Origin of the sequence: Photobacterium satsumensis (assembly GCF_050336935.1) — a bacterium.
Classification (GTDB): domain Bacteria; phylum Pseudomonadota; class Gammaproteobacteria; order Enterobacterales; family Vibrionaceae; genus Photobacterium; species Photobacterium satsumensis.
Genome location: NZ_JAKJSK010000006.1, coordinates 2,449,048 through 2,472,395 on the forward strand (window position 1 = coordinate 2,449,048; position 23,348 = coordinate 2,472,395).

Below are 23,348 nucleotides of genomic sequence, written 5' to 3' on the forward strand. Positions count from 1 at the left end.
TGCTGAGCTTACTCAGCAGGGATCGAACGGATAATAAAGAAATACAGGAATAACAATGGAAGAAAGTCAGCAACTGAATCTCGATTTTTCCCCTTTGGTGGATCAAGGCTTTGATCTTGCAGAATGCCCGCGCTGGGACTGGCGTCAGCAAGCATGGTGCTGGGTCAATATCCCTGCAGGCGAGTTGTGGCGCCTAAAAGAGGGTAAAGCAGAAGCTCGACGTTGGGATGACATGCTGGGTTGTGCTGCAATGTGGGGTGAAAGTGGTTTTGTGTTGGGCACCAAGTCCGGTGTTTACTTGTTAGAAGGCTGGGAGGCGGAGCGTCAGCAAATTGCGCCTCTTGAGAAAACACACCCTAGAATGCGCTTTAACGATGGCCGTGCCGCACCGGGTGGCCGCTTTATGGCCGGGACGCGTAATGGTGCCAAAGAGGGCGATCAGGGGCAATTTTATCAACTCATGGCTGGTGGCAAGTTAGAGAAGATGCCAATGTTCGCCTGGACCTGTAATGGTTTGGCATTCTCGCCATGTGGCAACATTCTGTATTGGGCAGATACCGGCTCTAGCCTCGTTTATTGTGCCGATTATAACTCTGAAACGGGTGATTATGGCGAAAACCGCGTCTTCTGCGATTTAACCGATTTTGATGGCCGCCCCGATGGCGCTTGTGTCGATAGTGAAGGCGCTTACTGGGTGGCTATGTACAGCGGTAAATCAGTCGTGCGCATTGGAACTGACGGTGTGGTCACTCATGTGATCCCAGTACCAGCCGATAATCCAACCATGGTCGCGTTGGGCGGCGAAAAGGGTAACCAACTTGTGGTCACCAGTGCCGAAAGCGCTAATGGGCCGGGCCGTGTATTGACGGCTAAAGTTGAGTGGCAGGGTATCGAAGAGCCTTTAGTGACCGTACTGTAAGCGTGCCATAACCACTCGTATAATCTCGGGCGCATACTTGGTTTATTCCATATCCTGCTTTATTCCACGATAAGGCAGTTGCGCCCTTCTTCTTTGGCCTTATACAAACAGTTGTCAGCACGACGGATCAGAGAGTGGATATCACTCTCGGCATGGGTGACTCCAAGACTGATTGTATATTTGATGGTGTTACCCAGGATCGTCAGTTCGGATTCTGCAATTTCTTTGACTAATCGGTTTAGTCTCTGGATAAATATTTCTGGAGAGTTGCCATAAAGAATACAGAACTCTTCTCCACCGAAACGGGCGACCAAGGCATCTGGGAAGTAGGTCGCTAAGGTGTTAGCCAGTTCAATCAGTACCATGTCACCAATATGGTGACCGTAGGTGTCATTAAGGTGTTTGAAGTTGTCGACATCGAGTAGTGCTAGGCAACGAGGGCCCGTGTTCTTCTTAACCAGCTGGTGGTTGAAAAAGTAGCGGCGATTCCATGCTTGGGTGAGGTAATCACGGTTGGCCAATAGGTAGAGATTTCGCTCGGAGTCGAGGATATTCAGGGTGCTGTGCAGCCGGCAGTAGAATTCTTCTTGGTTGAAGGGTTTTTTGAGAAAGTCGTTGGCACCGGCCTTGAGGAATTTCGCGGTAAGAGCTGGCTCTTCACTGGCGGAAAGCCCAATGATGGCGAGTTGCCCGGGGCGAAAGCGTTTTCTTAGCTCTTTAATCAAGCTAACGCCGTCGCGCTCTGGCATCGAATAGTCGGTAATAACCAAAGATATCGATTTATTTCTGCTTACCATTTCCAATGCTTGTTCGCCATTGTTGGCCTCAAGCACGGTCAGGTATTGCCTTTCTAGCAGGCTGCGAATGTATTTTCGAGCGGTGATAGAGTCATCAACTACCAAAGCGGTATGGTCGTGATTGCGTTCTAAGCGCTGTAGGATAGGGATAATACTGGCAATACAGGTTGGACTGTCTTTGGGAATATAGTCAATGACCGTTTTTGCCAATACCTTTTCACGGGTCATCTCATCCATTAGCGCCGTCAAAACAATGACTTTTATTTCAACAGACAAGCAGACATCGATGATTTCGCCATCTTGCCCGTCTGGTAGGCAGTAATCGAGAATGGCACAGAGGAAGTCTGTGCTATTGTCCAAAACAGCTTCGGCTTCAGCGATGGAGTTGGCAATAACCGGTGTGTAACCAGCTTGCCTTAGTTCACTTTCAATGACTCGACGGAATGGACGGCTATCCTCGACGACCAATATCTTTTGTTCCATCACTCTAATCCTGCAGCTGTCTATTATTATCTTTGTTTATAAGGCGCCGTATTATGAGCTATTTTATTTTGAGATACAATTAACACGATCTCTTGTTTTAAGAAAGATATTTGCTTGAGCAGGAAAATTGTAAATTTAGCTTGGCATTTAATGAGATTCTAGCCACTTTAGTGTTGTTTTTTAACTCTTTTTATGTATCGCATTGCTTACGTATGGTAGGTATCCTTTTGATGCGAAATAACTCAAGTGTCTCAACGTCTGGCGTACAGCGGTGGAAGTGCTTTGTTTTGGCTGTACGATGAAAGGGTAAAATTAAATTCGTAACGCGATGACATGAGTAACGTTTCAAATGGCTATCTATTACTAGAAAATATAGCCCAACATAACTGGCTACTATTTGTGAATTGTATTTATTACCGACAAATAACCTGAAAACTTATTTTTCATTACAGTCTCTATACTCAGGGATAAATTAAAGATGAAGCGCTTTATTGAGATAAAGTACGGGTAATTTTCTGGTTATAGAAAATTACCCGTTTTTTCCTGTGTTACGTTTTTAGGCCTGACTATAGTGCTGCAAAATAGCGGTGACTTCCTTTATCCGACGCTGAAAACTGGCTTTGGAGGCGCGCTCGTGCTCGGTGTGATCACCATCGCCAAATGGACCAAAGCCATCGAGTGTTGGGACTCCGGCTCCCGCCATAATATTGGCATCACTGACCCCGCCACGTTGCTCCGTTTTCAGAGGATAGCCAAGGATCGTGGCAAAAGTATCGAGTAGGGCTTGTTGCTTCGCCGTTGGAATCATGACATCACGTTGCAATCCGCCTTCAATCTTCGCTGTCACCCCCTCAACGCCATGCTGGTGGATCAGTTCAGGAATCGCCCTTAGTACACGCTCTTGTTCTTGCGGTTGGGTAAAGCGTGCTTCAACCATTAATTCTGCATGGGGAGAGATTGTATTGGTACTGATCCCACCTTTAATTTTACCGACATTGACTGTGGATCCTTGTTCAATACGCGTTAATCCATCTAAAGCAATGAGCAACTTGGCAGCGGCAAGGTTGGCATTTTTGCCAAGGTGGTAGTTATTTCCAGCGTGTGCTGCAACGCCGGTGAGTTCAATGCGGTAAGTTGCTACGCCTTTGCGGCCAACCACGACTTCGTGATCTGGCCCTGCTGCTTCAAAGTCGATACAGGCATCATAATGGTGGGCGATTTGGCGGGTCACGAATTTACTGTCATCGCTGCCAGTCTCTTCATCGCTGACGAGCAGCACATCGATATTACGAATTTGCCCATGGGTTTGGTGCAGGTTTCGTAACGCACTTAACGCAACAAAATTCCCTCCCTTCATGTCGCATGTTCCCGGGCCGTACACCCACTCATCATCTTCTCGGAAGCTTTCAAAAATTCCTGGTGGGAATACGGTGTCCAGGTGCCCCAGCAATAATAATTTAGGGGCATTACTTTGCTGTGGCGAGGTGAGCAATAGATGATTTCCAATCTTTTCCCGGTGAAAAACCTCAACATTGAATCCCAGAGGTTTAAACCAGCTTTCCATGGTCTGACCACTTAGATCAACGCCTTCTTTGTTCCCTGTCCAGGAGTTTATTTCAACAATTGTTTTTAAATCAGTGAAATCGATAGTTTCCATAATTTGATTCCTTGCACAGGTTTAGTGTTTTTTCTGCGCTGTTTGAATGAAAGTTCCACATAGCTCACTGTTACCACATATATGCAACATTATGATGTCAAACTATATTACTATCCTGTTGGTTTTACTCACAATGCCATTTCGGCATTTTTTTGAACTGCTCTCACGAAAGGGGTGACACATGGCAAGGCATCGGGTCGGTTTATGGATGTATGAAAACTGTGGAGGCAAGGAGATAGAACAAAAAATCGTCACTAAGCTGAGGGAGCGTGAAATTGACGCTTTAACCGGGTTGAATTTGGCCCAAGCGACGGCATTTGACGGCAATATTGTATGTAACGGGCAACAACTTAACGAACTCGACCTGTTTTTCTCTTATAACGCGGGGCAGCAGACGCCGTATCAGGTGTACCTCTATCAGGTACTCAATTCGATGATGCCTATGATCAATAATTATGCGTCATTTGCGCTCACCGAAGATAAATTCCGCACCGCCCATGTGCTGAAAACGCACGGCATTACTACCACCGACTATCTGATTTGCAACAAATACAATTTGGAGCAGGTGAGGTCGCATATGCAGTTCTGGGGAGGCAAGGCAATATGCAAGCCCGTCGATGGTTGGGGCGGTAATGGCATTATAAAACTGGAAAGCGACCGTGATTTAGATCTGTTGAAGCCGTTTATCAATCAGCAGCAAGCACCGCAGTTCTATATTGAGCGAGTGATTGAGAATGACTACTCAGATTACCGTATCGATATTGTCGATAATAAATATGTTGCCTGTTATGGCCGTAAAGCCGCACCGGGAAGTTGGAAAACCAATGTGACCAGTGGCGGTAGTGTGATTAAGCGAGAACCGGTGCCAGAAGTTATCGAGTTGGCGCTAAAAGCAGCGAAAGTCACCGGTTTGGAAGTGGCTGGTGTGGATATTATCTATGATGTCGAGCACCAGCGTTACGTTGTGATTGAAGTGAACGGTATCCCAGCGTTCGCAACGCCGGACCAAGAAGCATTCGGACTGGATTTCAATAACACCAAGATTGACTTCTTGGTGGATCTCATCGATCGCACTGTCACCAAAGACAGTAAAGCACCGGCCAAAGGCTTTATCCCTGCTTTATCTGAAGCGCTTATTAAACCTAACTTGATTACCGAGGAAGCTGCAGTATGAACACCTTGAATCACGCTCGACCAAAAATCGGCTTGTTGTACCTTGACCATGTACTGCGCTTTTTCAATCGCTCTAACTTCAAAGGGTGGCCAGATAAAATCGAACAGGTCACCTACCACTGGGGCAATGACAAAGATCGTTTTGTTGCCGAAGTGAAAGCAAAAAAAATCGATGTGTTGATTGGTAATATCCCAGCGACCGCTTATGAAACATTCCGAGATATCGCCCGTGAGCTACCGGGAGTGCGTTTTTTACCGTCACTCGATAGCCAATTTAGCAACAAATCAAAAGAGAACGTCACCCACTTTTGCGAGAAATACGACCTGCCTATTCCGCGCACCCGTATTTTTTATGAAGTGGAGCAAGCGTTAGATTTTCTGACCCACACTGAATATCCGAAAATCGTCAAACGCTCTTATGGTCCGTCTAATTACGGCGGTTACTTTGTCCATAAAGTGGACAGTGCCGAAGAAGCATTGCGCCTGTTCTCTGAAAAGCGCTACTACCCGGCCTATATCCAAGATTTCGTGCCGATGAAAGCGGACATTCGGGTAATGTTGGTTGGTCATCAGCCGGTCTGTGCCTTCTGGCGCCGTCCACCGGAAGGGGAATGGCTAACCAATACCAGCCAGGGCGGGAGTATGGATTATCAGGCGGTGCCGGAGCAGGTGCTTGAATTGGCTGTTAAGGCATCGAAAGCCGCAAACGCCGAGTACTGGGCCTGTGATATCGCGGTGAGCATGGAAGATGACTATACGATTTTGGAGTGTGCCACGGCCTTCGCTGCTTTCCCTTATATTCGTGATTGGATTGGTCAATATCTGATGTGGCTATTGGCACCACAGGATTTCCGTCAGCCATTCTTTGCTCACCGTAACTGGGAAGAGTTAGGCAAGATAGATTCGTCGCTGCTGCGTACGATGCGTTATATCAGCTTCGGTCAGCCTGATTACTCAACCGATACGGGGGAGTACGCACCGGCTGACGAGCGTTACCGTTTGCTGGAGACCAGTTACCTGCGCGAGGAAGAGTGGCCGAGTGAAGCATGGAACTTCCAAGGCAATACCCCTTATAAAGTGATTGCTGCCGATGGTGAGCCTCTTGCGAGTGCCAATACCGCCCTAGAGAGTGTTATCGGAGAAGCCGATACGGGGATCGAGCAACAGGGTGAGGTGGATGTTGCACCTGTGCTAAAGGCTGCTGAAACAACCGAAGATAACAAGGTGCCAACGGAAGAAGAGCTGCTTGAATTTTTCCTGCAGGTAAAGAGTGTAGGGAAAACCTTGGCGACCGATATTGTCAGTACTCTGGGAGCGAATGAAACATTGCGGGTGCTCAATCACCAACCTGAAGTTCTATTGCAGTTCAGGAACCTCAAGCACAAGAAGCTGGCTATTATCATGGATGGATGGCGAGAGTATTGTGCGAAAGAGCAGTATCGCTATGAAGAGGTTTTTGAATGAAAAAACAATACATCTCTTATCAGGACATGATGGATCTCCTGGAAGAGGCAATGGCGAAGTATCCGGATTTGATCCGCCTGCAAAGCCTTGGTGAGACCCATGAAGGGCGGCCAATTATGATGGTGACCATGTCGCAGGATGTGGCCTATGCGGATTTGAAACCGGCGCTGCTTTATACCGGTACCATTCATGCTCGCGAGTGGATTGGCATTGAATTGGCGGTGAGCTTTATCCGGTATTTATTGGACAACTACCCGTCCAATCCGGATGTGGTGGAGGCGCTGACTCGAAATACGCTGTACATGGTGCCTTGCCTAAATCCTGATGGCTTTGAGTATTCCCGCAAGCACTTTTCGTTTTGGCGTAAAAACCGCCGTGACAACGGTGACGGCACTTTTGGGGTCGATCTCAACCGAAATTTCGGTATTAACTTCCGTCACTCGACTCAGACTAACTCCAATATCTACGGAGGCCCTGGGCCGTTTTCCGAGCCGGAAACGCAGGCCATCAAGCAGTTCGTCGAAAGCCGTGACAATATTTGTGTGGCGTTGGATTATCACTCGCAGGGCAATGTATTTTTCCCGGCCCATAAGTTTAACCATGAGGCGGAAATAGAAGGTACGGATCTGAATATTCTGTGTGCCAACATGGCGCGGGAAATCCACAAGGTCACCAAGCGCCAGTACGGTATCCACCGTGGTAAGCCGCCAGCCAATTTGATCCATGGCAGTGGCCGCGAGTACTACTACGACAAGGGGATCCTCTCGACGGTGGTTGAGGTGGGCAGCCGGAACATTCCGGATTATCTTATCAACATGTCGCAGAGTGTTGATGAAAATATTCCAGCTCTGCTTTATGCCCTAAGAACAACCATCGATTATTCGAAGTTGGCACCCAGCCGCCCAGAGAGTTTCTCAACCCGAGACATCACGGCTAATTCCGTTGAATTGCTCTGGGAGCCTGGGAGGGAAGATGATGGCTGTTATTACAAGATTTACCGCAGTGAAACGCCGAAGGCACCTTGCACCCGGGATAATTTGATCGCGATAACGTCACAATTGCGTTATACCGACAAACAGCTCAAATCAGGTCGCCGCTATTTTTACAACTTACGTAAAGTGAACCGGGTAACCCGTATCAAGTCGCCGTTCGCACCTGAGCTGAAAATCAAAACCTTGCTCGAGCGTGATGAGTTCTCGTTTACCTTGTTTCCAAGCCCTGAAAAAATTGGCTATGTTGGGGAGCTGACCCAGTCGAACAACGCAGAGCACTTTGGTCATAACTCTCTGTTTATCGGGGTGAATAAAACCAAAGGGATTTGCTATGGCGTGATTGACTATGACATGAGCCGTTTGCCGGCCGATGCCAAGATCAAGGATGCCTTGTTTTCGCTCTACCCGATGAACCGGGTCGGGGCGAAAATTGAAAATTACGGCGAATGGTCGGTGTCTATCCTGAATCCGGATGAGATCTGTGATATTACCGATTTTGAGCAGATCCATAATGCGACACCGATCCAGACACTGGGTGATGCGATCGACTCGGATCAGCTGACGCAGGGGATCTGGAAGAGCTGGCACTTCAGTGCAATGGAGAAAGAGCTGATCGATCAGCAGCTTGAAAAGGGCCGTTTGCTACTGAGGCTACAAGGTCCTGTCAAATTGCCGATGGGCAATGACTCCCAGATGATGCAGTTCGATATCGGATACGGACGCTTTGGTGGTGGGATCCATTATCGGCCCAATTTGGACTTGAACTATCATCGTAAGCCTTACCAGCTTTCTGTCGGTGCCAGTGCTTATCACACGGTGAAGGCGAAAGGGATTGAGCTCGGTAAGCTGCAAAGTGGTTATGATGCCAATGGTGAGCGCATTTTCGGGGTGGTGGACTTCATCTTGCCACGGATGTCGGAGCAGAGTGATGTGGTATTTACCGATGCCTACTTTGTGTTGGAAAGTGCCTCGCTCACCGGCATTGACCAACCGATGCGCTTTTTGATTGAGATGGTCGATCTCGACGAACCTGACTTTGAACAACTGCGTACCGGCGAGCCAATTGAGTTTATCGGTTACGAGGTGAGCAGCGAAGGCTTGGCTAAAACTGCACGCCAAACCTTCATGTTTGATAGCTCTGCCCGTCAATACCTCGAAGATTGTTACGATCAAAACAAAGCGGTGAAACTGGTGATCAAGGCGACCTCTGCGTCCAGGCAACAGGATGCCTTGGTTGAGTGGAAAACCGAGGCGAATGACGGCACGATGTCGACCCAGCTGGTGGTGGAATATATCGAACGTCGTAAGCAGCCTTTGGAGACGCCGGAAAACTTCCAGGCCAGCCTTGAAGGCGGCATGGTCAAGCTGACGTGGGATAACCCTGAAGACGGCGACTGGGTGGGGACTTACGTGGTGCGTAACAGCTTCCATCCTCCTCGCTCCCCGTTCGATGGCGTTAAACTGTATGCTGGCAAAGACGGTTATACCTTCGACAAATTTGGTAATGCCAATTTGGCCAAATACTACTCGGTGTTCAATTACGATAACGTCCCAAACTATTCGGCCCCAGCGGTACTCAAGTTCAGTTCGGATGAAGTGACGCCGATTGAATTTGACGAGTTCGAAGCTCAGGATGAGGTTGAACAGCGCTACCGTCAAGGTGACTAGTCACCGCGAGTGATTCGGTTGATTTGAAAAAGCCGCCAGCGTGGAAAACACTCTGGCGGCTTGTTTTTTAGACGATTTTAAAAAGCCACTAGCCTCAGCTCTGCCCCTGCCAGATCAATTGACACTGCTGGCTACCATCCTGTGCAATCGGCTTTTCCACTAACCAACGTAGTGGTGAGACCACCGGGCTGGTAGTGAAGCGAACCGACGTTTCCAAAATGGCCGATAGCGGCACCGAGAAGTCGAAATCTTCAAACTTACCAAAGACCTCGACCGGCGTTTGCAGGCTGAAGATCTGCGCACGTTTTGACTGAGGGCGCAGGTACAGGGCAAAGTCCCGGTTGGCATAGCTGGCATCAAACTGACCATTGACCTGGATACGAGTGGTATCCAGCAGTAGGTCGCGCTGGCTCATCGTTCCTTGCTTGATATCCAACCCCGCGGCAACACAGTTAAGCACTGACGGATCATTGTTGGTAAAGTTCGGAATGATCGCATCGGTCAAGCTGACCGCCCAAAGGTCGATGAGATCCGACTCAAACTCCTGAGGCCAAGCAGCAAAGCCGATGAAACCGTTGGCGTTATTCATCAGGGTATCCGGCGAATTTGCCAAGCTGGTCAGGTTGAATTGGGTGGAAATGTTGCCGTGCATGCCGCTTTCCGGCGCCAGACGGCGGGCGAGCACCCCGTAGTCGAAGTTTTCGATATGGCCGCTTAGCTGGATATCGAACATATCTCCCTTGGCTTTGATTTGGCTTGCCATTTCGACATTGCCGCCCGGCAGCTGGATAGTCATTGGCTTGAGGTTAAACACGCCGTTTTCAAGTGCCCAGTGCAGCTGGCCACCGCCTAGCCAGTCTTCACCAGAACGCACTTCATCAACATCCAGTGAGAAGTTGGCATTGAGCATGTCGAGGCCGTCGGTGCTGATCAAAGCCGTATTGGGACTCAGGTAATCTTGCTCGTTGGTTGCCTCATCATTGTGGGCACTATTGGCCTCTTCATCCGTACTTTCCCATGCCTGCCAGTCGCCAGCCTTGAAATCATCGAGTTGGATAAAGGGCGCACGGAAAGCCAGTTCGAGTCGAGGGCGCTGATCTGCTTTAAGCGGTGGTAGCCAAGCGCCTGTACCAGTTAGCTGGCTATCGTTGACCTGCACCTTCATGTCATTGAGGTGATAGCCTTTGCTATCCATCGATAGGCTGGCAGCCAGTGTGATCGGCCCATAAGGCGGTAAATCAATGTCGCTGAAGGCCTCGAGTCTATCGAGGTTTGGTGTAAACACCTCAAAGGTCAGGTTGAGCGCTTGTGGGTCAATCGGCAAGCTGAGGTTGGAGTTGGCGTCAAACCGCATATCACCTAAGCTGGCAGCCAGTGAAACCGGTAGCGTCGAGCGGCCGTCATTGGCTTCCTTGAGGGAAATCGATGACAGCTTGAATGACGCTGCTTTGCCCGCAGCCATACCGTTAATGGTCAGGCGAGTTGCGGTATCAGGCCCTGTGACAAACCGACCTTGATCCAATTTAACGGCCAGTGCTTTGCCGGTGTAGCTATCGGCAATATTAGCGTGGCCCCCAATTAAAGCTGCATCGACCTCGGTATGTTCCATTAACTCTAATATGGATCGCCCTGACAGAGACACAGCCAGTTTGGCGCGATCCAAACGCATATCGAAGTCATCCGTGATATCGAATCGGCTCAGGATAGCCCCGATATCCGGTTGGTTTACTGCAAGGTTGAGCTCTGCATCAATATTGGCGGCATTGATGCCCAAGCTAAGGTCGCCTTGATAAGTACTGCCTGCAAAGCTGGTGCTGATCGGCGCTTTGCTCATCTTGCCATCACGGACATGGCCGCGGAATGACAATTTATCCAGCTGTTGATCCGCCCATTTCAGTTTGTCGGCACGGAAGTTCAGATCGGCATCGGCAATCACCAATTCGTTACCCAGCAGCGGCACATCCAAGTTTACCCCTTGGGTCGGCACGGTTTGCTCAACCTGCGGCAGCTCGTCGTCATTGATGAACTGGCCAAACTGGGTGAAATCCAATTGCGAGAACTGGGCGTCCATAACAAGGAAGGGACGCTGTTGGTCCGGTTGCCAGCGCAGGGTGACATCGCCGTAGCTCTCAAGTAAGGCGAGATCTGGCATGGAAAGATCGATCCAGCCATTTTGGTAGCTCAGCTTGCCGTCAATATTGATGGTACCGGAGATATTGGTTTGGGTACCCAGCCAAGGGTTGAGCAAGCTGGCATCACCGCTGTTGACCTTGAGATCAAACCAACTCCCTTCTTCCCAGCGGGTATGTTTCAGTAACCCCTTGGCTTCGACGGATATTGCCGGCGAATCGAATGTCAGGGTGGTTGGCCAGTCCCTGCCCATCATAATATCTTCGAGGGTACCGGCTTTTGCTTGGATATGGGCCGGTATACCCATCAATTGGCCTTGGATATCGGACTGGAACGGGCGATTAATACCGGCATTGAGCCTGGCTTGGTCAATGCTGAAGCTGGCTTCGCTACCCCATTCAACCAATGCCTTGTCGATGGCAAGGGAAAGCTCTGCTCGCTCTAGCCACTCACTAAGTTTTGTGCCGTTGGTGGTAACGGCTAGTTCTGCACGATCCAAATGACCGCGAGAGTAGGGGATGCCCGTGATCCAGTGCGCCATTTCTCCCAAAGGTGACTGTTCGGCACCCAATCTGATATCCAAATTGGACACCCAACCGGTCGCATCGAGTGACGCCTGGCCGCGGAACGGGACCTCGGCAATATCGGCTGTCATGGGCGCCGATAACACGCCAGCTTTGCCATTTACCGATAGGGATAGGTTTTCAACCGGCGTACCCAGTCCCTTGATCTCATCAATGGAGAGATCAACCCGGGTGGTGGTTTTCTCCAGCCATTGTTCGAGTGCCCGTTGCAGAGGGGATTGTGCAGGTGGAGCAGCAAAAGCACGCATCATTGGTTGTGGCTCTGGCTGGAGCCATGGGCGTAGGTCAATCAATGGGATATTCAGTTCGCCATCAATGACATTATGATCGCCCAATTCAATATCCAAATAGCCAGCGCCGTGGGTGATGGGGCTGTCGATAACAAGATCGCTGATCTTGATGTTGCTGGCGTTAGCATTGACGTGGGTGGTTACTGTCAACGGGGCTGCGTGCTTAGCATCTAGCCCAAACATGGCTTCAATGGGGCCGGTATCTTGCCATTGCAAGCTGATATCGGCATTGATGCTATCCGAGGCGTCGGCATTAATATTGAGCTCAGCCCCTGCAAACGATCCTCTGGCTTTAACCTTACCGGTTTGCTGGTTGATGAGTTGTTCCAGATCGCCAGTTAGTTGAATGTCATAAGGTTGGCCGATCATCGCCCCTTTAGCCGTAAATTCCCATTCATTGTCAGGTTGGCTAAGGCTAAGGGAATCAAGGTACCAGTCGAAGTATTGCCCTTGGCTCTGGTCTTCGAAAACCACGGATAAATTGCTGGCATTGATACGGTCAGTAAGTGCTAACTTGAAATCGGAACCTTTACTTTCAGGGCTACTTTCATCTGCATTGTCTGTGCTTGATGCTGACGTTGGTGTACCAAGCAACCAGTTGGCTTGGCCATCATGGGCCTTGGCAAGGTGTAGGTTGATGTTTTCAAGTTCAAGGTAATCAACCGCTAGCGTACCTTTAAGCAGCGGTAGCACGGCCACTTTTGCGTTGATCTTGCCTGAGGTCAGCATCGGTTGCCATTCGAAGGCATCGATATTGTCAATGTGTACACCAGCAAGGTGAACCTCAGGGCGGAATGACAGTACTAACCCCATCTCCCCGTCGATGCGGGTTTCACGGTCAAGGTTAGTGGTTAGCCACTGATTGATGTCGTCACGGTATGGTGTTAAGTCAACCTTGATCCCCACAGCGAGGGCTGCAGTGATTATGGCGGTAGGCGTCAGTAAACCGAATCCTACCCACTTGCTGATTTTCTTTAATGGCGACTTTACCGCTTTTGTCGGTGTCGCCGGGCTGGTTGGGGCCGTTGGCGACTTTGGCTGCGCAGTAGCAGCATGGTTGTTATTTTCTGGGCGCATAATGATTGCAAGAAGGCGAAAGACAAAAGAATAAGCACGGCACAAATGGCCTGTGCGCTATTTTGGATATTGTTTTATTAGTAGTGCAACCATACCATGAAATGGGTTATAGAGGCATCAGGGGACAGGGAATTTACACATCATTGACGGTTGTGTCTGGTTATTTACAGTGTGTAAATAGCCATTAATTTCATTAATATGGAAGATGATTTCCAACGGTTTGAGTCATGTCTGGGTGGCCAGTAAAATCACGGTACGATTGGAGTAGTGTATGACAGAACAACGCACAGACATATTCGTTGCCAAGCAGTTAGGCTCAGGCTTTGAAGCCGTTCAGGCATCGCACCTGACAGTCAGTCTTCAAGCCGGTCAGCATTTGGCGATCAGTGGCCCATCTGGTTGCGGCAAATCAAGCATGCTGCAGGTCATTGCCGGTTTACGCCCCCCTTCTTGTGGCGATATTTACTGGCAGCAAACCACGATAAAAGAGCAGAACTTATCTTGGTGGCGCCAACAGTTCTGCTATTTGCCGCAGCAAGCGGTGATGGGCGGTGAGACAATATTGCAGGCACTGATGCTACCTTGGCAGCTAAAGGCCCTTACCCTACCAGAGCCCCCCCATGAGCGCTGCCAGAGTGTGCTGGATACATTAGGGATCCCCCATTCGCTCGAACAACCGACCAATAAATTATCCGGCGGTGAAAAGCAGCGCCTTGCCATTGCGCGTGCATTATTGATGGAACGTACCCTATGGCTGATGGATGAGCCGACCTCGGCGCTGGATGCTGCCAGTCGAGACAAGGTGATCGCGCTGATAGCCAAGCAGGCATTGACAGTGATCTCGGTTTCCCACGACCCAGTTTGGGTCGGTTCGGCACAGTTGCAGCACCAAATGGGAGGTGCCAATGAGTGATACCTTGGTGATCAGCAATTGGGCATTGGCGGGTTTTTACCTGCTGTTTGCTATTCCTCTTGGATTATTCTACCGCTGGGAGTTTGGCCTTAGTAAGACTCTGATCTCTGCGGTTCTGCGAATGACGCTGCAATTATCGATAGTGGGTATTTACCTGCAGACGCTGTTTTCCTTCCAGAATCCGTGGCTCAATACCTTGTGGTTATCGGTGATGGTGGTTGTAGCGGGTTTCAGTATCTGCCGCCGCGCTGGTGTACCACCCAAGTCGGTATTACCGGCGGTATTCAGCGGACATGTTGTGGCGTTGCTGGTGGTGTTACCCTTGTTACTGGCTGGTGTGATTCAGGCTGAACCTTGGTGGCAGGCACAATACTTGATCCCAGTGGCGGGTATGTTGCTGGGTAACTGCCTAGCGGCCAACGTTTTGGCTTTGGAGCGTTGGTACAGCAGCTTGAAGGACAAGCAGGATGAGTATCAGTTCTATTTGGCGATGGGTGCGCCGAAACCGGAACAGCCGTTTATTCGTACGGCGGTGAAAGCCGCATTGGCACCGCAACTAGCGTCAATGACAACCCTTGGTATCGTCAGCCTGCCAGGGATGATGACCGGTCAGATCCTCGGCGGTACCGAGCCGTTGCTGGCAGTGAAATACCAGTTGGTCATTATGGTCGCCATCTTTATCTCGGCCACTTTATCGGTAACGACCACTCTGACAGTTGCTAGCCGCTCGGCCTTCAATCGGTATGGGCAATTGAAATATTAATACCAAATTGGGTATTAATGCGCAGATAAAAAAACAGCCGGCAATGCCGGCTGTTTTTCCGAGAATAATGACTTATTCTGCGATTTCTGCGTTGTGGTAAACGTTCTGTACGTCGTCACAATCGTTTAGCGCATCAAGGAATTTCTCGAATTTCGCTACGTCTTCACCAGAAATTTCAGTCATGGTTTGAGGTACGAAAGAGATCTCTTCAACGTCTAGTGTTACTTCTGGCATGGTTGCCGCTAGCGCATTTTTGATCTTGAAGAACTCAGTGTGTGGGGCAAATACAGTGATTACGCCGTCTTCGCACTCAATGTCCGATACGTCAGCATCTTCCATCATCAGGTTCTCAAGTACTGCTTCCTCGTCGTCACCGTTGAACTGGAATACAGCTTGGTGCTCGAACATGTGACCGACAGTACCTGGACCACCGATTTTCGCACTGTTCTTAACGAAAGCCTGACGAACGTCCATGAATGTACGGTTGTTGTTGTCGGTTAGACAGTCAACGATCACCATGGTGTTACCTGGACCAAAACCTTCATAGCGAGCAGTTGCGAAATCTTCACCGCCGCCGCCTTTTGCCTTGTCGATCGCTTTTTCGATAACATGGCTAGGCACCTGATCTTTTTTAGCTTTCTCGATCATGCGTTTAAGGGAAAGGTTAGTGTCAGGGTCGATACCACCGTTTTTCGCAATAACGTAAATTTCTTTACCGTACTTTGAATAAACTTTGATTTTAGCGCCCTGAGTTTTCGCCATCGAGGCTTTACGGACTTCGAAACTGCGTCCCATAGGAATCACTCTCTTTTAGATATTTGGGATTTCTGTTGGAGGCGGATTTTACCAGTAACCAAGGCGGTCTGGCTAGGGGGGATAGCGTTAAAGACGGGATGATTGCTAGCGTAGATCAATTTCTGTTTTGAATTTTGGGTCAATCTTCCCTAACTTGCTAGATTATTAGCGGTGAAAACGGTACAAAGCAAACAATAAGTATAAAGAGACGAAAGACTCATGAAAATTGTTGCTGTTACCGCTTGCCCGACCGGGATTGCCCATACCTATATGGCGGCATCTGAACTGACTAAGGCTGCCCAGCAGCTTGGAGTGCAGATGATGGTTGAAACCCAAGGTGCGATGGGAATTGAAAACCAACTGAGTTTCCAGGATATTGGCCGTGCCGATGTGGTACTTATCGCGTCTGATATCGAGATTGAACACCGTGCACGCTTTACCGGCAGCAAGATCCACTGTGTGACGATTGAAGAGGTCCTTACCGACCCCGCTGGTGTGATTAATCGCTGTAAAGAGCTTTGATCCAGTAAAAGCTATGAGCGAATTAAGAGCGATGATTGAAAGACGTATCACCTTTACCCTTGATGACGAGGGATTACCGGCTTGGAAACTTAACCGGTTGAAAACCTTGGCGGGGCATTTCCGCTCGGTCGTGGTGATACACAATATTTCCCAGCTCAGAATGGCCAATGCCGAACAAGCGATGCGAATGATGAGCTTGGGCTCGATGCCCGGTGATCTGTGCCAGCTGATGATCGAAGGCTCGGATGCGGAGTTAGCCTGTATGGTGCTGACTGATTTTATCTCTGAGCATAGCCATTTGATCTGCACCGGCCACCGCCATCTCAGTCAGCTGGAAGGGAAGGGGAAAATTGTTTTACCCTTTGACTACGAGCTGAGCCATATACCTCAACTGTCTCAGTTCTCTGTTGTTTCGCTGGATAAGTCGGATGTATTAATGCAGATTAGCCGCCAATGTGCCCCTAATCAGCCCGACAAAGCCAACCGCCTGTTAGAGCAGATGCAGGCAAGAGAGGCGATATCGTCAACGGCAATGGGAAACGGTGTTGCCCTGCCACATATCTTAACCCCAGATGTTGAGGTGCCCACCCTCGTGTTGGCACCATTAGAGCAGCCAATAGAATGGGGATCAAAACGTGGGCCTGTTAGCTGTGTTGTCGGTTTGGTACTGCCTGCTCCCCCTCAGCGTGAGTATTTGCTGGCTTTCTCGTCATTTTCTAAGCGGCTGCTTGAGCCCGATTTCTGCCAACTACTCACTGAAAATGCTCGGCCAGAGGTGCTAAGGGCGGTCGTACTTGATAGCCTGTCACAGCCGTTTCGCTGATTTTTTTCGTCAATCCTTTTAACATCAATCCCTTTAACGTCAGTCTCTATCACGTTAGTTTCTTCCGCGTTAGTCTCTTCCGCGATAATCCGATGGTGTCATCCCAGTTTTATTTTTGAATACCCGATAGAAGTAATTCACATCCTGAAAGCCACAGCGGGTCGCCACTTCGTTCAAGCGGAAGGTGTACTTCTTGAGCATGAATTTCGCACGCTCGATCCTTACCCAAGTGATGTAATCGGCCATCCGCATATGCCCTTGCTGGCGGAAGAGGCGAGATAGGTGGTTTGGCGTGATGTTAAATCGCTTGGCAATCGAGTCGCGGGTGATTGGGCGGTGGAAGTTCTCCTGAATATAGATACAGATCCCCTGATACAGATCTTCACTGCGTTTTTTGTTGGTGTTGCTGGGGGCGGCGAGCATTTGCTGGCAGTAACTCATCAAGGCTTGCAATAGATGCTCGTCCATCGGTTTTTGCAAGGGCTCTTTGGCCAAGGCATTGAGTCCAGCAAGGATATGATCGATGGCGAAGCCCGTTCGGGTTTGGATACTGTGCTTTTGCACATCATAGAAATTGGTTTGCCCTTTGGATTTACTGACCAGGCTGAATCCGAGTTGACGTTTACCAAAGAGCAGGCTCAGCACCGAGCAGTCGGTATTCCAGTTTGGCTTGTTCCAACTGTTGGGCGGAATATACAGGGCGTCACCTGCCATGATCTTCACTTCGGTAATGCCATGATCCGGATCTTCCAGTTCGTTGAGGTACTCGCCACTGATCACCATCTCGAGACGAGGGAAGTTGACCTGATAGCTAAATGGGGGCGGAGTGACATGATCACCGGCAAACCAGATGCGGTTGAAGTGTTCTCGCTCGGCAAGCAAGGTCTCGAGTAACTGGTGGAAGACTTGGCTCATACTAAAATCGGCCTTGGCTGTGGAGTATGTTTACCCGGTATTATCTTTTGCCCCTGCCTTTATTGTCCTTATTCTCGACCAGATATCGTGAACTTGATCACTTAAATTCTTCCTGATGGACTGGAAAAATGTGTTACTTAAGTCTAGCACTTATTCATTTGTCACTTTTTATACGCAATATTTATGACTTGTTATTTGGTTGTAATCTGTTGATTTTAATGTTTTTTAGTACTGATTTGGTTGGCTTTTTCTTTAGTGTCTTTTGTGAGAGTCCGATCACACAAAACCACAGGTGTTACAAATATCCAGTAAATGCTCCTCTGGTACACTATAAGAGGTGTGCTAAAAAGCCGAAAATATCCCCAACGGCAAACAGTATGCCGATATAAATAATTAAAGGGGGAACACTCATGATCACGAACTTGATTAATGAGCAGTTGATTTGCCTTAACCTTAAGGCAACGACGAAAGAAGAGGTGTTTGTTGAGATGATCGACATTCTGCACAAGCAGGGTCGAGTCAGCGACAAGCAACAGTTTTTGGCTGATATCCACGCCCGTGAAGAGCTGGGTAATACCGGTTTTGAAGACGGTGTTGCTTTACCGCATGCTAAGAGTGCAGCGGTGAGTGAGCCCGCAGTCGCTATTGGTGTTAGCCGAAGCGGTATTGAATACGGTGCCGAAGACGGCCTTCCTTCTAAACTCTTTTTCATGATTGCCTCGCCAGACGGCGGTGCAAACCACCATATCGAAGTACTGGCTGAACTTTCTTCCAAGTTGATTGAAGATGGCTTCATCGATGCCTTCTTAGCCGCTAAAACTGAAAAAGACGCACTAGCCCTGCTGCTGGAAAAAACCGAAACAGAAGATGCACCAGCGGCAGAAAATGGATTTCTTATCGGTGTTACCGGTTGTCCAGCAGGTGTTGCGCATACATACCTAGCCGCTGAAGCGCTTGAGAAAGGCGCGAAAGAGCTAGGTTATGAAATCAAGGTAGAAACCAATGGCTCTATCGGGGTGAAAAACAGCCCGACAGCCGAAGATATCGAGCGTGCTGAAGCCATTATTGTCAGCTGCGACAAGCAAGTAGACATGGCTCGTTTTGCTGGTAAGCGCTTGATTAAAACCGGCGTTAAAGCGCCAATTAAAGATGCTAAAGGCTTGATTGGCCAAGCACTGGCTGCCCCTCAATATCAAGCTTCTGCGGACGATGCCCCGGCAGAGAAAGAAAGTAAAGTGACCCAAGCACGCTCTGATCTCTACCGCTACTTGATGAACGGTGTATCACATATGATCCCGTTCGTTGTGACCGGTGGTTTGTTGATTGCACTTGCATTGGCGATAGGTGGCCAGCCAACAGAAGCGGGTATGGCTATTCCAGATGGTAGCATGTGGAATAAGGTGCTGGATGTCGGTGTGGTTGCCTTTACCCTGATGATCCCAATCCTTGCTGGTTACATCGCGTATGCGATTGCTGACCGCCCTGCACTGGCTCCGGGTTTGATCGGTGGCTGGATTGCTAACAACGGCTCGTTCTACGGTGCAGAAGCCGGTACCGGTTTCATCGGTGCGATTGTTGCTGGTCTATTGGTTGGTTACTTCGTTAAGTTTATTGTCACCCGTAACTACCACAAGTTTATCCAGCCGTTAGTGCCAATCATGATTGCGCCTATTACCGGTAGCTTGTTCATCTCTAGCTTGTTCATCTTCGTTATCGGCGCGCCAATTGCGAGCTTGATGGATGGCTTGAATGCCATGCTGACCAGCATGAGTACAGGTAACGTTGTGCTACTGGGTATCGTACTGGGCGGTATGGCTGGCTTCGATATGGGTGGCCCATTCAACAAGGTGGCATTCCTGTTCTCGGTTGGCATGATTGCCAGTGGCCAAACACAGTTTATGGGTGCGATGGCGTGTGCTATCCCTGTGGCTCCTTTGGGCATGGCGCTAGCGACAGTTATTGGTCGTAAGTTCAATATCTTCGAAGAGTCTGAAATTGAAGCGGGTAAAGCATCGGGTGCTATGGGCTTGGTCGGTATTTCTGAAGGTGCCATTCCTTTTGCAGCGCAAGACCCAATGTCGGTTATCCCTGCGAACGTACTAGGCTCGATGGTTGCAGCAGTCATGGCCTTCTCATTCGGTATTACTAACAGTGTTGCCCACGGTGGCCCGGTTGTGGCTCTGCTTGGTGCGATGAACAAACCGGTTCTTGCCCTAGCTTGCATGGCGGCAGGTGCGGTAGTCACTGCATTGGTAGCTGTATCACTGAAAAAAATGCGTCAGGGTAAATCGCAACAAAAAGCAGCTGTTGCTTAATCCCCCTAGCAGCGGTTACGCACGGTAATACCTGAGTTACCGTGTCCTTAAGGCTCCCTTTTAATGAGGGAGCTTTTTGGCTTGGAGGGGCATAATTGGGGCTTGAGCCTGGTTGGGGTTGGTTGAGAGTGGTTAGCCTGATTAACCAAGAATAATCGATGAAAAGTGATGAAAAGCCTCTCATTGTTTGTGTATTTTGGTAGTATGCGCTGCTGGTATGCGAATAGCAGAGAAGGTTAATCGGATTCCATTAATGTCTCAACGCTTGGTTGGGGGATTAATGAAATCTGCATTAGAAATAAGGAAAGCTATGACTTCTTCCCCTCGTTTTTATCGTATGCATAACGTGATTCAAGATTATGCATGGGGCAGCACAACATCGATTGGTCAGTTGTTTGGTATTGAAAACCCAGCAGGTAACCCGCAAGCGGAAATCTGGATGGGCGCCCACCAAAATGGTTGTTCGCAAATTGAAGTCGGTGGCAAGCTAACCTTGCTATCAGAATTTATTGACGCTGATAAAGCGACCTTGATCGGCACAGATACAGCGGCGACATTTGGTGAATTGCCATACCTGTTTAAAGTGCTCGCCGCTGAAAAAGCGTTGTCTATTCAAGTACACCCAAGCAAAGCACAAGCTGAGGCAGGTTTTGCCAAAGAAGAAGAGCTTGGCGTCCCTCGCACTGCTGGAAACCGTAACTATAAAGATCCAAACCACAAGCCTGAACTGGTATACGCGTTAACGCCTTACCAAGCGATGAACGGTTTCCGTGAGTTTGCCGATATTGTGTCTTTCTTCCGTGCACTCGAAATTGAAGAGATCCACACCCTGGTTGAAGCACTGGAAGCAAACCAGAGCGAGCAAGGCCTTGAGCGTTTCTTTGAAGCCATGTTGTCTCTGGACGGCGAAGTGAAGGAAAGCAGTGTAGCCAAGCTAATAGCGTTTTCCGAAGCGCATAAAGACGATGAGTTGTTTGCACTGATCCTCGACTTGGCAGAGCAGTACCCGGGTGATATCGGCTTGTTTGCCCCGCTGATGCTAAACACCTTAACCTTGCAGCCGGGCGAAGCGATGTTCCTGGATGCCTGTACCCCACATGCCTACATCAAAGGTACGGGCTTGGAGATCATGGCGAACTCCGATAACGTACTGCGTGCAGGTTTGACGCCAAAATATATGGATGTCCCAGAACTTGTTTCTTGTACCCGCTGCCAGCCAATGCCGTTTGATACTTTGCTGTTGGCACCACAGGTAGAAAACGGTGCTTTGCACTACCCAATCCCTGTGCCGGACTTCAAGTTCAGCGTTTACCAGCAGGCCAATAAAGTTGAGCTTCAGACCAACAGTGCGGAAGTCCTACTCGCCGTAGACGCGCCGTTGACCGTTGCCCACACTGACGGTGAAATACTGACTATTGCCAAAGGTGAGTCTGTCTTCATCCCTGCGAATGCGGGGACTTACCTTGCGAGCTCTGAAGGCAAATTTGCCCGCGCATACAACTAGTCGTTGTTGATTTGAGCAGAGTGCGGGCTTGTTGTTCGGTTGAACAATAAGGGCTAGAAAAGCCCTTTACATCAATCGGGTGAGCCCGTATTATTCGCCGCACAAAGGAGAGATGGCTGAGTGGTTGAAAGCACCGGTCTTGAAAACCGGCATACGTTTGTAGCGTATCTAGGGTTCAAATCCCTATCTCTCCGCCAAATTCAGAAAAGCCCAGCAGAAATGCTGGGCTTTTTCGTATCTGGAATCTAGGGTTAAAATCCTCTAATACCCAGAACGCTCCGCCAAATTCTAAAGCCTTAACTAGGCGTCCCCGGCGAGACCAAGTTATTTCCTGAAACTTGAGCTCAAATACCTACTTCTTGATAAATCTGTCGCTATATGTGTGTTTGTGGCCAAAATGCAAAGGTTCCTCAACTTCCATAATGACAAGATAAGCATCATCAAGCCTTACTCAGCTTACCTCACTGACATAGTGGCTGAGGATTAATTGGACTGACGTTGCTATTACCTTGTTCGGAGGAACTATGCCTACACCACGTATAACAAAAAAATTATTGCTTACATCCGCGTTCTTATTACCTTTTGCAGCCAGCACCGCCTATGCACAGACGGTATTGAAACTGGCTTACGCAGAAAACAGCCAGCCGGTCAAAGATGCGCTGCACTATATTGGCGAAGCGGTGAAAGAGAAAACAAACGGTGAAGTAGTGATTCAATACTTCCCTGATGGCCAGTTAGGTGGTGAGCGTGAGTTGGTGGAAATGACTCAGGTTGGCGCTATCGATATTACTAAAGTGTCATCAGGCTTACTGGAGAGTTTTTCTCCGCAATACGGTGTTTTTTCATTGCCGTATCTGTTCGACACAGAGGAGACTTTCTATCGGGTCATGGATAACCCAGAAATCATGGACGGTGTATACCAATCTACAGCCGCGCAAGGCTTCAGCGGTGTTGCCTGGTATGACTCCGGGGCACGTAACTTCTATATGAGTGGCGGTCCAATCAAAGCGGTTGAGGATTTAAAAGGCAAGAAAATCCGTGTAATGCAGAGTGAAACCTCGATTAAAACGATGCAATTGCTGGGCGCATCGCCAATTGCGATGAGTCAGGCTGAGGTCTATACATCGCTGCAGCAAGGCATCATTGATGGCGCAGAAAACAACGAGTTTGCCCTGACGATTGCCCGTCATGGGGAGGTCGCCAAGCACTATACCTATGATATGCACACCCGTATCCCAGATATTGTGGTAATGAGTAATCTCACCAAATCGAAGCTGACCGAAGAGCAGCTAAATGCCCTTAATGAGGCGTTTGCAGAATCAATTGTTGTACAGAAGAACGCTTGGAATGAAGAGATGATGAAGACCCGCGAGTTAGCCGCCAAGCAGTTCGGTGTTGAATTCTATGATGTTGACCAAGCACCATTTAAGCAAGCTGTACAGCCAATCTATGACGATTTGCAGAAAAAGCCTGAGCTGTACGCGCTTTATCAACAGATTTCACAAGCCCAGCAACAATAACCCACACCACAGGGGGCCGCGAGTTGCCCCCGACATCGGAGCGT

The 23,348-nt window shown here is 49.1% G+C and carries 16 protein-coding genes and 1 tRNA gene; 12 read left to right on the plus strand and 5 right to left on the minus strand.

Features of this window, described 5'->3' with window-relative positions:
* Positions 1–55 precede the first annotated feature (55 nt).
* Positions 56–919 (plus strand): SMP-30/gluconolactonase/LRE family protein, encoded by an 864-nt coding sequence (locus L4D79_RS11030; RefSeq protein WP_428651281.1) that lies wholly within the window; start codon positions 56–58, stop codon positions 917–919.
* 59 nt (positions 920–978) lie between these two features.
* On the opposite strand, the gene L4D79_RS11035 is transcribed toward L4D79_RS11030, so the two are convergent.
* Both L4D79_RS11035 and L4D79_RS11040 read right to left on the minus strand, forming a co-directional pair.
* The gene (locus L4D79_RS11035) at positions 979–2,199 is read right to left on the minus strand and encodes a response regulator (protein WP_428651285.1); all 1,221 of its coding nucleotides are present in this window, start codon (positions 2,197–2,199) and stop codon (positions 979–981) included.
* 556 nt (positions 2,200–2,755) lie between these two features.
* On the minus strand, positions 2,756–3,856 hold the full coding sequence (locus tag L4D79_RS11040; protein ID WP_428651288.1) for a M20 family metallopeptidase: 1,101 nt from the start codon (positions 3,854–3,856) through the stop codon (positions 2,756–2,758).
* Between the two features lie 181 nt (positions 3,857–4,037).
* Here L4D79_RS11040 and L4D79_RS11045 point away from each other — a divergent pair, with 181 nt between their 5' ends.
* The 3 genes from L4D79_RS11045 to L4D79_RS11055 are packed head-to-tail and all read left to right on the plus strand — an operon-like array spanning position 4,038 to position 9,153.
* Positions 4,038–5,030 (plus strand): ATP-grasp domain-containing protein, encoded by a 993-nt coding sequence (locus L4D79_RS11045; RefSeq protein WP_428651291.1) that lies wholly within the window; start codon positions 4,038–4,040, stop codon positions 5,028–5,030.
* Positions 5,027–6,493 carry an ATP-grasp domain-containing protein gene (locus tag L4D79_RS11050; RefSeq protein WP_428651294.1) on the plus strand — a complete coding sequence of 489 codons (1,467 nt, stop codon included), beginning with the start codon at positions 5,027–5,029 and terminating at the stop codon, positions 6,491–6,493. Before L4D79_RS11045 ends, L4D79_RS11050 begins: the two co-directional genes overlap by 4 nt.
* The gene (locus tag L4D79_RS11055) at positions 6,490–9,153 is read left to right on the plus strand and encodes a M14 family zinc carboxypeptidase (protein WP_428651296.1); all 2,664 of its coding nucleotides are present in this window, start codon (positions 6,490–6,492) and stop codon (positions 9,151–9,153) included. Before L4D79_RS11050 ends, L4D79_RS11055 begins: the two co-directional genes overlap by 4 nt.
* A 94-nt stretch (positions 9,154–9,247) precedes the next feature.
* Here L4D79_RS11055 and L4D79_RS11060 read toward each other — a convergent pair whose 3' ends face one another.
* Positions 9,248–13,234, minus strand: coding sequence for an AsmA family protein (locus tag L4D79_RS11060; protein ID WP_428651299.1), 3,987 nt, complete (start codon positions 13,232–13,234; stop codon positions 9,248–9,250).
* Between the two features lie 271 nt (positions 13,235–13,505).
* Between L4D79_RS11060 and L4D79_RS11065 the strand changes: the two genes are divergently transcribed.
* Together L4D79_RS11065 and L4D79_RS11070 are read left to right on the plus strand one after the other, a co-directional pair.
* Positions 13,506–14,147: an ABC transporter ATP-binding protein gene (locus L4D79_RS11065; protein ID WP_428651302.1), complete on the plus strand. Its 642-nt coding sequence runs from the start codon at positions 13,506–13,508 to the stop codon at positions 14,145–14,147.
* Positions 14,140–14,910 carry an ABC transporter permease gene (locus L4D79_RS11070; RefSeq protein ID WP_428651304.1) on the plus strand — a complete coding sequence of 257 codons (771 nt, stop codon included), beginning with the start codon at positions 14,140–14,142 and terminating at the stop codon, positions 14,908–14,910. The genes L4D79_RS11065 and L4D79_RS11070 overlap by 8 nt, the downstream gene beginning before the upstream one ends.
* Before the next feature lie 72 nt (positions 14,911–14,982).
* Here L4D79_RS11070 and L4D79_RS11075 read toward each other — a convergent pair whose 3' ends face one another.
* Positions 14,983–15,705, minus strand: a complete 723-nt coding sequence (locus tag L4D79_RS11075) for a YebC/PmpR family DNA-binding transcriptional regulator (RefSeq protein ID WP_428651310.1) — start codon at positions 15,703–15,705, stop codon at positions 14,983–14,985.
* Positions 15,706–15,924: 219 nt separating this feature from the next.
* Between L4D79_RS11075 and L4D79_RS11080 the strand changes: the two genes are divergently transcribed.
* Positions 15,925–16,227: a PTS fructose transporter subunit IIB gene (locus L4D79_RS11080; protein ID WP_107351290.1), complete on the plus strand. Its 303-nt coding sequence runs from the start codon at positions 15,925–15,927 to the stop codon at positions 16,225–16,227.
* Positions 16,228–16,240: 13 nt separating this feature from the next.
* On the plus strand, positions 16,241–17,050 hold the full coding sequence (locus tag L4D79_RS11085; RefSeq protein ID WP_428651313.1) for a PTS sugar transporter subunit IIA: 810 nt from the start codon (positions 16,241–16,243) through the stop codon (positions 17,048–17,050).
* 69 nt (positions 17,051–17,119) lie between these two features.
* On the opposite strand, the gene L4D79_RS11090 is transcribed toward L4D79_RS11085, so the two are convergent.
* Positions 17,120–17,965 (minus strand): helix-turn-helix transcriptional regulator, encoded by an 846-nt coding sequence (locus tag L4D79_RS11090; RefSeq protein ID WP_428651316.1) that lies wholly within the window; start codon positions 17,963–17,965, stop codon positions 17,120–17,122.
* Between the two features lie 410 nt (positions 17,966–18,375).
* On the opposite strand from L4D79_RS11090, the gene L4D79_RS11095 reads away from it, so the two are divergent.
* The 4 genes from L4D79_RS11095 (at position 18,376) to L4D79_RS11110 (ending at position 23,304) form a co-directional block, all read left to right on the plus strand.
* Positions 18,376–20,280 carry a PTS fructose transporter subunit IIABC gene (locus L4D79_RS11095; protein WP_428651318.1) on the plus strand — a complete coding sequence of 635 codons (1,905 nt, stop codon included), beginning with the start codon at positions 18,376–18,378 and terminating at the stop codon, positions 20,278–20,280.
* 310 nt (positions 20,281–20,590) lie between these two features.
* Positions 20,591–21,784 (plus strand): mannose-6-phosphate isomerase, class I, encoded by a 1,194-nt coding sequence (manA, locus tag L4D79_RS11100; protein ID WP_428651321.1) that lies wholly within the window; start codon positions 20,591–20,593, stop codon positions 21,782–21,784.
* 106 nt (positions 21,785–21,890) lie between these two features.
* A tRNA-Ser gene (locus L4D79_RS11105) sits at positions 21,891–21,981 on the plus strand.
* Between the two features lie 327 nt (positions 21,982–22,308).
* On the plus strand, positions 22,309–23,304 hold the full coding sequence (locus tag L4D79_RS11110; protein ID WP_428651324.1) for a TRAP transporter substrate-binding protein: 996 nt from the start codon (positions 22,309–22,311) through the stop codon (positions 23,302–23,304).
* Positions 23,305–23,348 lie beyond the last annotated feature (44 nt).